Source organism: Neotamlana laminarinivorans (assembly GCF_020523925.1).
Lineage (GTDB): Bacteria > Bacteroidota > Bacteroidia > Flavobacteriales > Flavobacteriaceae > Neotamlana > Neotamlana laminarinivorans.
This window is the reverse complement of the sequence record NZ_JAJAPW010000001.1, coordinates 463,886-476,857: the sequence shown is the minus strand read 5'-3', so window position 1 is coordinate 476,857 and position 12,972 is coordinate 463,886. Positions and strand designations below refer to the sequence as shown.

General features: G+C 29.1%; 10 protein-coding genes. 4 read left to right on the top strand and 6 right to left on the bottom strand.

Translation table 11 applies throughout. The features are described from left to right. The first annotated feature begins 108 nt into the window (after positions 1-108). Together uvrA and LG649_RS02175 are read left to right on the top strand one after the other, a co-directional pair. Complete coding sequence (gene uvrA, locus LG649_RS02180) at positions 109-2,892, top strand: excinuclease ABC subunit UvrA (RefSeq protein ID WP_226540438.1); 2,784 nt, start codon at positions 109-111, stop codon at positions 2,890-2,892. 4 nt (positions 2,893-2,896) lie between these two features. Continuing rightward, positions 2,897-3,472, top strand: coding sequence for a hypothetical protein (locus LG649_RS02175; RefSeq protein WP_226540436.1), 576 nt, complete (start codon positions 2,897-2,899; stop codon positions 3,470-3,472). A 1-nt stretch (position 3,473) separates the two neighbouring features. Here LG649_RS02175 and LG649_RS02170 read toward each other — a convergent pair whose 3' ends face one another. Continuing rightward, a complete protein-coding gene (locus LG649_RS02170; RefSeq protein ID WP_226540434.1) occupies positions 3,474-4,550 on the bottom strand; it encodes a DUF3667 domain-containing protein in 1,077 nt (358 codons plus the stop codon). Positions 4,551-4,749: 199 nt separating this feature from the next. Between LG649_RS02170 and LG649_RS02165 the strand changes: the two genes are divergently transcribed. Next, on the top strand, positions 4,750-5,247 hold the full coding sequence (locus tag LG649_RS02165) for a hypothetical protein (protein ID WP_226540432.1): 498 nt from the start codon (positions 4,750-4,752) through the stop codon (positions 5,245-5,247). Between the two features lie 62 nt (positions 5,248-5,309). On the opposite strand, the gene LG649_RS02160 is transcribed toward LG649_RS02165, so the two are convergent. Then, on the bottom strand, positions 5,310-5,921 hold the full coding sequence (locus LG649_RS02160; RefSeq protein WP_226540430.1) for a class I SAM-dependent methyltransferase: 612 nt from the start codon (positions 5,919-5,921) through the stop codon (positions 5,310-5,312). 218 nt (positions 5,922-6,139) lie between these two features. On the opposite strand from LG649_RS02160, the gene LG649_RS02155 reads away from it, so the two are divergent. Then, positions 6,140-7,300: a hypothetical protein gene (locus tag LG649_RS02155; protein WP_226540429.1), complete on the top strand. Its 1,161-nt coding sequence runs from the start codon at positions 6,140-6,142 to the stop codon at positions 7,298-7,300. Between the two features lie 85 nt (positions 7,301-7,385). Here LG649_RS02155 and LG649_RS02150 read toward each other — a convergent pair whose 3' ends face one another. Genes LG649_RS02150 through LG649_RS02135 form a run of 4 tightly spaced genes read right to left on the bottom strand, consistent with a single transcriptional unit; the run spans position 7,386 to position 12,972 of the window. Continuing rightward, a complete protein-coding gene (locus tag LG649_RS02150) occupies positions 7,386-8,849 on the bottom strand; it encodes a lipopolysaccharide biosynthesis protein (RefSeq protein ID WP_226540428.1) in 1,464 nt (487 codons plus the stop codon). Then, a complete protein-coding gene (locus LG649_RS02145; RefSeq protein ID WP_226540427.1) occupies positions 8,849-10,129 on the bottom strand; it encodes a glycosyltransferase family 4 protein in 1,281 nt (426 codons plus the stop codon). Before LG649_RS02145 ends, LG649_RS02150 begins: the two co-directional genes overlap by 1 nt. Positions 10,130-10,145: 16 nt before the next feature. Next, a complete protein-coding gene (locus LG649_RS02140; RefSeq protein ID WP_226540426.1) occupies positions 10,146-10,553 on the bottom strand; it encodes an MFS transporter in 408 nt (135 codons plus the stop codon). Continuing rightward, entirely contained in the window at positions 10,537-12,972 is a 2,436-nt protein-coding gene (locus LG649_RS02135; RefSeq protein WP_226540425.1) for a YfhO family protein, read from the bottom strand. Before LG649_RS02135 ends, LG649_RS02140 begins: the two co-directional genes overlap by 17 nt.

Sequence of the window (12,972 nt, the reverse complement as noted above, 5' to 3'; positions counted from 1 at the left end):
TGGTATTTATTTTGAATTTTAAAATATTCAAAATGTTAATTAAGTAGCAATAATTAAAAAAGAATAATTACATAACCTTATCTTTGTTATTTACTCTTAAATTTTTCTATGAGCACGAATATTTCAGACATAAATCCGAAAGAAAATATAATAATTAAAGGCGCTAAACTTCATAATTTAAAAAACATAGATGTTGTTATTCCTAGAAACAAACTTGTTGTTATTACAGGTTTATCTGGCTCTGGAAAATCTAGTTTAGCTTTCGATACATTATATGCAGAAGGACAAAGGCGCTACGTAGAAAGTTTATCTAGTTATGCTCGACAATTTTTAGGACGATTAAATAAACCAAAAGTAGATTACATTAAGGGTATTGCTCCTGCCATTGCTATAGAACAAAAAGTAAATTCTACTAACCCACGATCTACAGTTGGTACAACCACAGAAATTTACGATTATTTAAAATTATTATTTGCTAGAATAGGTAAAACTTACTCTCCAATTTCTGGTCAAGAAGTTAAAAAAGATACAGTTACAGATGTTGTAAATTATGTAAAAACATTTGCTGAAAGAGAAAAAATGCTCCTCTTAGCCCCTATTTACTTAGAAGAAGGCAGAAGTATTCACGATAAATTAAAGGTTTTAAACCAACAAGGTTACGCCAGAGTTAAAGTAAATAACGAGGTTTTAAGAATTGATGAAACTAACCAAATAACCGGTAACGATAAAGTTTTACTTGTTGTAGATAGAATTGTAACAAAAACCGATGAAGATTTTTATAACAGATTAGCAGATGCTGTACAAACTGCTTTTTTTGAAGGTAAAGGCGAATGCATAATTGAAACTTTAAGCAATGATAATCAACGTCATTTTAGTAATAAATTTGAATTAGATGGCATAAGTTTTTTAGAACCTAACGTGCATTTGTTTAGCTTTAACAATCCTTATGGTGCTTGCCCAAAATGTGAAGGTTACGGCGATATTATTGGTATAGATGAAGATTTAGTAATACCAAATACAGCCTTATCTGTTTACGAAAATGCAATTTTTCCTTGGCGTGGAGATAGTATGAGTTGGTACAAAGACCAATTAGTAAATAATTCACATAAATTCGATTTTCCTATACACAAGCCATATTTTGAACTAACCGACGCTCAAAAGCAGTTGGTTTGGGATGGAAATAAATATTTTGAAGGATTAAATAGCTTTTTTGAAGAGTTAGAATCTAAAGCTTATAAAATACAAAATCGTGTAATGCTTTCGCGTTACCGCGGAAAAACAAAGTGTAAAGCTTGTAATGGCAAACGTTTGCGAGAGGAAGCCAATTACGTTAAAGTTGGTGGTGCTACCCTATTAGATTTAGTAGAACTACCATTAAACAAATTAGCTAACTTTTTTAGCCAATTGGAGTTGAATGATTATGACACAAAAATAGCAAATAGACTTTTAAAGGAAATAAATAGCAGACTAACATTTTTATCTAATGTTGGTTTAAATTATTTAACGTTAAATAGAAAATCTAATACGTTATCTGGTGGCGAAAGTCAGCGAATAAATCTAGCAACATCTTTAGGTAGTAGTTTAGTTGGTTCCATGTATATTTTAGATGAGCCCAGTATAGGGTTGCATCCTAAAGATACCGAGCGACTTATTATTGTTTTAAAACAACTTCGCGATTTAGGAAATACAGTTATAGTTGTAGAGCATGATGAAGATATTATGAAAGCCGCCGATAGCATAATTGATATAGGTCCAGAAGCTGGAACTTTAGGTGGAAATGTGGTAGCCGAAGGCGATTATAATGCCATTTTAAATTCCGAGTCTTTAACGGCGAAATATTTAAATGAAAATTTAAAAATTGAGGTGCCTAAAACGCGTAGAACATCTAAATACAATGTAGAAATTATTGGTGCTCGAGAAAATAATTTAAAAAATATAAATGTAAATTTCCCTTTAAATATGCTAACTGTTATTACAGGAGTTTCAGGGAGCGGAAAAAGTACATTAATTAAAAAAATACTGTTTCCTGCTTTACAAAAGAAATTAACAGATTTTAGTGATAAACCAGGTCAGTTTTCAGAATTAAAAGGGAACTTTAGTAATGTGAAACATATTGAATTTGTAGATCAAAACCCAATTGGTCGTTCCTCTAGATCAAACCCTGTCACTTACGTTAAGGCTTACGACGACATACGATCGTTATTTGCAAAACAAAAACTTAGTGCCATCCGTAATTACCAACCAAAGCATTTTAGTTTTAATGTAGATGGCGGACGTTGTGAAACTTGCAAGGGAGAAGGTGAAGTAACCATTGAAATGCAATTTATGGCAGATGTGCATTTACAATGTGAAACTTGTAAAGGTAAACGCTTTAAAAAAGAAGTTTTAGAGGTTACGTTTCATGATAAAAATATAGACGATATCTTAAATTTAACCATTGATGATGCTATTGCTTTTTTTGAAGAAACGAAACAAGCTAAAATCATAAAAAAATTAAAACCGCTACAAGATGTAGGTTTAGGTTATGTTACTTTAGGTCAAAGCTCTTCTACCCTTTCTGGAGGCGAAGCCCAACGTATAAAACTAGCTTCCTTTTTAGGAAAAGGAAGCAATAAAAACAACACATTATTTATTTTTGATGAACCTACTACAGGTCTGCATTTTCACGATATACAAAAGCTTTTAAAATCGTTTAATGCCTTGATAGAAAATGGTCATTCAATTATTGTTGTTGAACACAATTTAGATTTAATTAAGTGTGCCGATTATATAATTGATTTAGGTCCAGAAGGCGGCGAAAATGGTGGTAATTTGGTTGCTACTGGAACACCTGAGGAAGTTATTAAATCTAAAACTTCTGAAACTGCTAAATATTTAGCGGATAAACTGTAGTTGTATGGCGCAAACTATTGAAGAAATTAAAAAAACAACTTCTGTACAACCACTAAAGTATGGTGGCGCTAGCTTTAAAACTCATAAATTAAAATCATCTGGAAATAGTATAAAATATGTAGCAACTATTGGAGGTGTATTGTTTTGCTTACTCTTTTTAATAATAGGTTTAATTGTTTTATTTATAGCTATTAAACCTACATTTATAAATAAAAGTTTTAAAAACATCAATTGGTTTTTAATACTATTTGGTTTAATATTTAGTTTTGCAGGAGGTAGCATATTGGTTGGTATGCTAAAACCACGTGTATTTAATAAAACTAAAAATATTTATTATAAATCTTTTGCATCGTCAAGTTCAACACCACTTAATAAAATAATAGCCATACAAATTTTAGGTGAAACAGTGCGAGGTAAAAACTCTACTTACGGAAGTTTTGAATTGAATTTAGTTTTAAGTGATGCCTCAAGGCTTAATGTTGTTGATCATGGAAATTTAAAATCGGTTATAAACGATGCTTATATTTTAAGCAAGTTTTTAAACGTTCCTATTTGGCATGCAGAATCTCGCAACAATTAAGTTAATAGAAGAAAAATGCAATAAATCCTAAAATTGACGCTGTAAATGGTGCAACTATTAGTAAAAACACAAACGACGTTATTCCTCCTTTAAAAAAACTTATAAACCAGCCTTGTTTATAAAAGTTTTTTAATGCGATTATGAAATAAATAAATGTAGATAAAGCAATTAAAAAATTAAACTTTGCAGGAATAGATATTAAATAGTTTATAGCTATTAAAAAACTAAAAACCGTAAATAAATATGCGAAAAAATAAAAGCAGAATACCAAGTGGTTAGCAAATACACCTTTTTTATAATATAACAACTTTAAAATTAAAGCAAAAATAGGTAACAAAAAAAACATCGCAATTGGTATAGTATCGTAAAAAGCTTCTAAAACACTTCCGCCTTGTCTAGACTTATAAAATTTTAATATTTGCCTATACATCCGTTTAGCAAACCAATTGGAGTCGTTGTCCATTCCCATGGCTTTATAAATATCTTCATCGGAAGCATCAGCTACTATTAAAGAGTCTATTTTTTGTTCATCGAAACTAAAATCACCTTTACGCTGTTGTGATACGTTGGTTATCGAATCTATTTCAGCTTCAGATAAATTAGTATATCTTCTTGTTTTTGTTAAAGCAGTTTTAACTTGTGCTAAGGCTAAAGAATCTTCTATTTTAGATTTTTCGATAAGCAACGAGTCCTTTACATTAATAGGCAAAGCCTCATCATTTCTGTTTTTTATAGTTTTGGCTAACTCTTTATTTAAATTATCTGCTTGTTTTTTTTGAACAAAAGAAAACAAAAAGAAAAACACCACAGTTATAAATAAATACATTTGTGCTGGATGTAAAAAAAGTAAACGCTTACCTTCTACAAATTTCCTAGCTAAAAATCCGGGTTTAAAAAGTAAAGGAAAAAAACTTTTAAAAAATCGGGCATCAACCGAGAAGTAATTTTTTATAGTATTTGCGAATAAAACACCTACCGTTAACTTATCTTTTGTTTGCTGCCCACAATGCGGACAAAATCTATATTTGGAGTAATACGTTTTATCACAATTTTTACAAACTTCTAAAAGTTGACCCATTTATCTTTTTTTGATTGATGTTTAAAAATAAGAAAACAATTTTTAAAAACACAAGATTCAAATATTTGAAAAACAAAATGTTACTATTTTGGCACGCAAATTGAGTACTTAAAAACAATAGCGAAGCCGAAAAGCTAAAAACAAACTAAAAAAATGAGTGATTAAATTTTCGGATAATATTAATTTAAAAATGAACATTATGAAAAAATTAGCAGTAGTATTCGCAGGGTTATTAATTGGAGCAACAGCATTTGCTAAAACGCCAAACAATAATAATTTAAATAAAAACAAAACTATCATTACTACGTATAAAAATGCTGAACCTATAATTTTTATTGAAGGCGGCGTAGAGTTTTACATTTACCCAAATGGTAATTTTAATTATACAAGTAAAGTAAATTACACAAATAACAGACGTACCAATGCGGTTATTAAAGATAGAACAGGGAAAATTACCCGAATAGGCACTGTGAATATTAATTACGACAGGTTTGGAAATATTACTAGAGCAGGCTCAATAAACATAAGCTATAACAACGCCATTGTATCTAAAATTGGAGGTTTACACGTAAACTATAACAAAAATGGTAAAGTTATTACTAAAAAAGGTGTTATAAGAGCCAATAGTAAAGCAACAAAAACAAAAGTTGTTAAAACTACTACTGTTGTAAAAACAACGAAAAAAAACAGAAGATAATCTTGGTTTAAATTAGTTAGTTAAAAGTTGAGTAAATCCCGAAGTGTTTATAACTTCGGGATTTATTTTTTTCTTCCAAAAAACCTTACTACAGAGCCTTTGCCTTTATGGTATAAACCTTCGTTTAATAAAATTATTTCTTCTTTTAATTCAATAATTTCATAGTTTTTAAAATAAGTGTTAATTTCTTCTATAGAAAATAATACCTCTATATTTGATGGGCCACCAACATCTGGATCAGCTTCCTTTAACTTTAAATTATTTTTACTAAATCCTTCAAAAATAATAAACCCTCCTTTTTTTAATTTTTTTTCAATTAAATTAAAATAATCATTTTTAATATTTGCAGGAAAGTGTGTGTAAATACAAACAATGGCATCAAAAGCTTCATTTTTGTAATTTAAATTTGGCAACTCCCCTATAGTGTAATTTAATTTAACGTTGTTTGAATTAGCTAAAATTTCAGCTTTAGTTTTGCCAGATTCACTTATGTCAAAAGCTGAAACTTCATGTCCTAATTTTGCAGCATAAACAGCATTTCTTCCTTCTCCTTCTGCAGGAAATAATATTTTACCTGGCTCTAATTTTTCTAATTGTTTTTTAAAATATAAGTTTGGTTTTTCACCATAAGCAAACTCTTTGTTATTGTATCTGTTATCCCAAAAGTCTTTCATCTTCTTTTTTATTCATTTTTTGATTACTTCAAAATTAATTAGAAAGCTAAATAAAATTAGTAACATTTATTACAAACTACCAATTAATGCCTTAGAATATTAAAAGTCACTTTTTAAAATAATTTAAAACACTAAAATACAGTTGTTTAAATATGATATTTTGTTTTTGGCACGCTGTTTGTTTATAACAATGTGTAACATATTAAAAACAAACAATTATGAGAAAGTTTATATTTTTAATAACAGCCTTAATCCTGTCTGGATTTACTGTTAATGCAGCTACAACCAATACAAAAATAAATAGTACTAATTCTTCAATTTATGATGGTTATGCAAACTCTATCATTTTTGTTGAAAACGGTATTGAATTTTCGGTTTTTCGTGATGGTCAATTCGATTTTAATATAATTCATAATAACCCCCGTTTTAGTGTATCAATAGGTTCTCCTAATGTAAATGTGAGCTTTAACGCTGGGCATGATTATAATGCCTATGTGCAATATGATGAATATGGAGCTATTATTCAAATAGAAAACACACCAGTTTATTATGATTATTATGGGCGTGTTAGCCAAATAGGAAACATAAATTTATATTACAATAATTTCGGTTATGTATCTCGCGTAGGCGGTCTGTATGTTCACTATAATAACTATAACACATTTACGCATTATTCAGGTTTTATAAACGTATACAACAGGAGTTATGTTTTTAGACCATGGCACAGGTTTTATGTTGTGCCATCAAGAAATTTCTGTGTAGTTTATAACAGACCTTACAGACAGTTTTATAACCCAGTTAGATATGTTTATAACAGACCTTTTTATAACAATTTTAGACCAAGAACAGCTGTTGCAACAAGAAGAGGTAATGCTATTGTTAGACATAGAAATTATGCTACCGCGAACCGAAGTAACAGAAACATTACTAAAATTAATACAAAAGCAAACAGAAACAGAAATGTTATAGCACGAAATAATACAACTGTTACAAGAAGAAATACAACAGTAAATAGAAATGCCAATAACCGAAACAATAATGTTGTAAGAAATAGTAGAACTGTAACTAGAACAAATAATAATGGTAATGTTACTACAAGAACAACTAGAACTATCACTAAATCAAACAATAACAGAAACGGAGCTAATTCTAGAGCGGTAACTAGAGGCAATAATTCGGTTTCGCAAAAACCAAATAGCACAAATAATCGTAATTATATCAGAAGCTCAAATACTAGAAATAATTCTAGAACTGCAACAAAATCAACCGCTTCTCGTTCTGTAAATAAAAGCACACAAAATAGAAGTTCGTCGGTAAGAAAAAACACAGGGAACTCTAGAAATAATACAAAATCGACTTCAAGCAGAAGAAGATCTTAAAATTTTGGTTGGTTAGTTTGGAAGACCTATCGATAAGTTTGCCTCAAAGCAGCTTCGGTAGGTTTTCTGTTATATATAACTATTATTACTTAAGTTTTAAATAGCGCTTTAAAACAGTTGTTATGTCTTTTGAAAAATTCAATTTATAAATAATTAAAACATATAATATAAAAACAATAAAAGTTTTACACGCTATATTTATTATTGGATTAAACGGAAACTCCCAAAAATAAAATGCTAATACAAAAGCTGATATTAGTAACATTATTTTTAATGTAAATTTTGAAAACGGTAATATTTTAAATTTTTTATAAACAAATATAATTTTAGCTGTATTATACAGAAACACAGCTATAAATGTTGCTATTGCAGCCCCGTTTATACCAAATTTAGGAATGAATAGCATATTTAATAAAATCATAATGGTAACTAAAATTACGCCAAATGTTAAAACTACTCTGTAGTAATCACTATTAAATAAAATGGCATTGTTGCTGCCTAAAAGGGCATCGTAAAGCTTTGAAATACTAACTATTATTAATACAAATAAGCCTGTGTGATATTGATTAGAATTAGGCATTATTTCATAAAGCTCATTAATGTTTAGAACAATTAACAAAAACACAAAACCACTAACTATAAATAAATTAAGCGAGCTTTTTTGATATAAATTTTTAAGTGAAGTGTAATTCTTTTCATTTAAATACTTAGCCGAAAGTGGCATTAATATTTGATGCATTGCGCGCTGTGGCACAGCAATTACAGCAGCTATGTATACAGCAACACTGTAATAAGCTATATTTTTAATTTTTATATAACTTCCCATCATTACCTTATCTATATCTAAAAGAACAGTTGCAACAGAACCCGCAATTATTATTAATACAGAATATTTTAAAATGGGAATTAAGTTATTTAGCTTTTTAAAAGTGATTTTTGGAAATTTAACACTAAAAGCGTAAATTTTCATTACGAGCATTTTTGAAACATATACGCATACTAAACCAATCATGAACTGGTCTAAATTAACCACTTTAAAATATAATAATATTAGTAAAAGCATCGCTCCTGCTCTATGAAAAACTTCTTTCATAAAAGTTCCAAAAACAGTTTTCATTTGTACTTTTATCCAGGCAAAAAAGATTTCAAAATACCCTAAAGCTATAGCTATAGCACAAGTGTGCCAAATGTAGTCTTTGATAATTTCATTTTTAACAGCCAGAAAATCACTTATGGTTTCGTTAAATAAATATGTAATTGCTACAACAGGAACTACTATAACTAAAGGTAAAAAAAGCATTAAAGTTAAAAAGCTGTTTTGTGTAGATCTTGTTTTGAATGAAGAATAAAACTTTATAAGTGTATTATGAACCCCAAAAGCCATTAGCGGTGTTAAAACGGTTGCAAGCGATAGCATGTAATTAACCATGCCATATTGCTGAGTGCTTAAAAACTGAGTATATAAAAACAAAGTGTTTATCCCTCCTATTAAAAACCCTAAGTAGGTTAAAATAATATTTTTAAACGATTGATTTGCTACAACTCCCATTACAGTAAACGCGCTAATTCTTTGGTAAGTGCTTTTCTGTGATATTTTTGTAAACCTATTGGCTGTATACTTAACTGTTGGTTTTTAAAAGCACTATAATATTCTAAGATAGTTTTTTTTAATGAGTCGTAATCATTATAGCTAAAGTATTTACCAGTGTTGGTTTGCGAAATTATTTTTTCCACGTCCCATTTTTTGGGTCCAATAGCTATAATAGGTCTATTAGCAACCATGTATTCAAAAAGCTTTCCTGGAACAATGCTTTTTGTGTCTTCAGAATCTATTTCAATTAACAAAAGAATTTGCGATTTTCTTTGATAGATAATTGACTCATTGTGCGAAACATAACCTATGTTATTTATAAATTTACTTAAATTAAATTTACTTAAAGAATCAGACACACTATCACTTAATAAGCCAACAAAATTAAGTTGTAAATCTTTTGCAAATACATTGTTTTTATCTACTAAATCACTTAATACTTTCCATAATATTTCAGGGTTTCTTTTGGATAGTAATGAGCCAATATGTGCTATTGTAAATTTAGAATCTAAATTTACAGAATCTATCTTTTCATCATCATAACCGTTAGTAATTACTTTAATAGGTTTTTTAGTAATAGACTGAAATTCTTTTTTAGTAGTAAAACTCGTAACAATTATTTTATCGGCTGTATTTAAAACTTTATGCTCTAAATATTTATGTTTTTTAGCAGAAGATTTCAACAAATTAAGTTGCTTATGATAGCCTATTGTTGTCCAAGGATCTCGAAAATCTGAAATCCAATTTATATTAAGTTCTTGTTTTAATTTTAAACCTATTAAGTGTAAACTATGTGGCGGACCGGTTGTTATTATAGTTTCTATTTTCTCTTTAAGTAAATAGTTCTTAATAAATAAAAATGAGGGTTTTATCCATTTTTTTCTAGCATCTGGAATAAAAAAATTACCACGAATAAAAAGCAATAATTTTTCTATAAAACTTTGACTTTTATCATCATTAATTATTCCTTTACTAATGATTTTAGATTTATTTTTAGAAAAGAATTTTGCAATTGTATATGGTTCTTTTATTGGCTGTTTTAATACAGTTATATCTTTAGGCACTTCAGCAACTAAACTTTCATCAATTATAGGATAATTTGGATTTTCAGGAACATAAACTATAGGCTCTATATTAAATTCCGGCAAGTATTTTGCAAATTTTAACCAACGTTGTACACCAGGGCCACCTGCTGGAGGCCAATAATAGGCTATAATAAGAACTTTTTTATTGCTCATTAATAAATATTAAAGCCTACCTAATATTAAAATCTCGTTTAAACTGATCTTCAGTTGGTCTAATAAAAATAATGTAAAGAATTATAAGTATTCCAAATAGAATCAATTCAGGCTTTAAAATTAAAATTAAAAAAGCACCACCTTCTAAAACCGCTAATCGCATTATTGTTGCCGTATGGTAAATAGCAAATTTTCGATCTAAGCTAAGTGTTTTGTCATTTTTTTTAATTTGAGATTTATATAAAAAATTAGCTATAAAATAGGCCGCTAACGGTATAGTCATAAAAATAAATGAGTCTGAATTTACCTTTGGAGTTTCAAAATTTGTAAAATATGTTTTATCTCCTAAAATTATATAAGCTAAAATAACACCAAGACTTATGGCTAAGTGAATAATTTTTATAGTTTTAAGCTGTTTTGTCATTATTTTTTGCTGTTTTTAATGTAAATAATAATCCACCAATTATTAATAAAACTAATAAAATAGAACTTGCTAAAGTAATTTTACTTCCTGTTTTTACAACTTCAGGATCAAATTTAAACTCTATTATATGTTTTCCTTTCGGAATATGCATTCCTCTTAGAATATAATCTACTCTTGCATGATTAACTTCTTTACCGTCAATAAACGTTTTCCAACCATGTGGGTAGTAAATTTCTGAAAATACAGCAAAACCATTGTTAGTATTATTGCTTTCGTATTTTAAATAATTAGGCTTTACTTCTTTTAAACGTATTGTTGACAGAGAATCAACTAAATATGTTTTTTTAGCACTAGCCAATTGTTCTTGACTAGAATAAATAGCTTCCTGCTTATTATTTAAACTATCTAACAATTTAATTTCTACATTAGCAGAAGGGACTTGTGTTAGTTTACTAATAAACCAAGCATTTCCATTGGCATCATCATTTTTATAAGGAAACATATTTCCTTCTTGATCTTGCGCTATAATATATTTTGTGTTTAACATATTAAGCACGTTCATGTTATTTTGCGATACGTACCAATCGAAAACCTCACTGTATCTCCTTAATTCTGCAGCATTATAACCATTTAATGAATTGTGAAAATAAGAAGGTTTTGAGGGGCCTGAAACTAAATCGAAAACCTTAAAATGCGATTTATCTTTTAATATTTCTTTATCAATTGGGTTTGCATCAAACGGTTTGTTCATTGCGATACTCGATACAAAATCATTGTTATTAACATAGCGTCTGTCAACCCCTACTAAATCAAATAATATTAATACAGCAAAAATAGTAATTACCCATTTTTCTTTTAATTTGTTTTTTAAATACCATAAGATAGAGCCCGCCGCAATTATAACTAATACTAAACTTCGTAAAGTATCTGTTGTAAATATGGATTTTCTATCTGTTTTTAAAGCATCAACAAAATCTTGCCCGTAACTTTGGCGATAATAACCATCGTTAACACCAACAAAATCAAACAACGATGACTTAAATAATAAAAATATAAGCGCTATACCACCTGTAATTGCGGTAGCATATTTTAATGCTTTTAGTTTTTCTTCATCTTTCTCAAAATTATTAAACAAACGCACCAAACCAAATATAGCTAATGCAGGTACGCATAATTCTAAAATAACTTGAATTGAAGTTACAGCTCTAAACTTATTATAAAGCGGCACATAATCGATAAAGAAATTGGTTAAAAATCCTAAGTTTTTCCCGTATGAGAGCAAAAGAGAAAATATTGCACCACTAACAAGCCACCATTTTAACCGTCCTTTTACCAAAAACAAGGCAAACACAAATAAGAAGATCACCACAGCGCCAATATACGCCGGAGCTTCAACAATGGGTTGATCGCCCCAATACATTGGTGCGCTTTTTGCAAACTCTGCAGCTTCAGTTGTAGATGCTCCTAATTTTCTAACAGCTTCATAAGTAGCAGAATCTTTACCTAAATTTTCTCCATTGCCACCACCCATAAAACGTGGAATAAACAAATTAAAAGTTTCGGCTAAACCATAACTAAATTGTGTTATATAATCTTTAGTTAACCCAGATGTAGTTTCTTTATCTGACCCATCTACATTTACTGTTAATTCACTTTTACCACGTTTACTTTCTTTTACATATTCTTGTGTTGCCAAAATATTTGTTGCATTTAATGCTATTGATAAAGCAACAGCCCCAAATAAAATTGCCACAGACTTAAAAAAATGTGGTAAAGTTTTCTTTTTAAAGGCATCAATAAAATACACTATACCAAGAATAATTACCAAAAACATTAAGTAATAAGTCATCTGGAAATGGTTAGAAACCAGTTCTAACCCCATAGCTATTGTAGTTAGTAAAAAACCACCAATATATTTCTTTTGAAAAACTAACAAAATACCACTTAAAACTAGTGGCATATAAGCAATTGCATGTGCTTTACTATTATGACCAACACCTAAAATAATTATTAAATATGTTGAAAACCCAAAAGCTAGAGCGCCCAAGGCTGCTAATTTAAAATCTACTTTTAAAACCAATAATAGCACATAAAAACTAAGTAAATACAAAAACAGGTAGTCGGCAGGACGCGGTAAAAAACGCAAGATTAAATCTAACTTTTTAATGTAATTGTGTGGGTATTTTGCTCCTAATTGATATGTTGGCATGCCACCAAACGCACTGTTTGTCCAATATGTTTCCTCTCCTGTTTTTACTTTGTAATCTTTTTGTTGTTTGCTCATACCAATAAACTGAACAATGTCGTTTTGGTATATAGTCTTACCTTGCAAAACAGGGTTAAAATAAGCTAAAGCAACTACCACAAAACCAGAAATTATTAATAGATGAGGCAGTAATTTTTTAAAAGAAAAATTCAT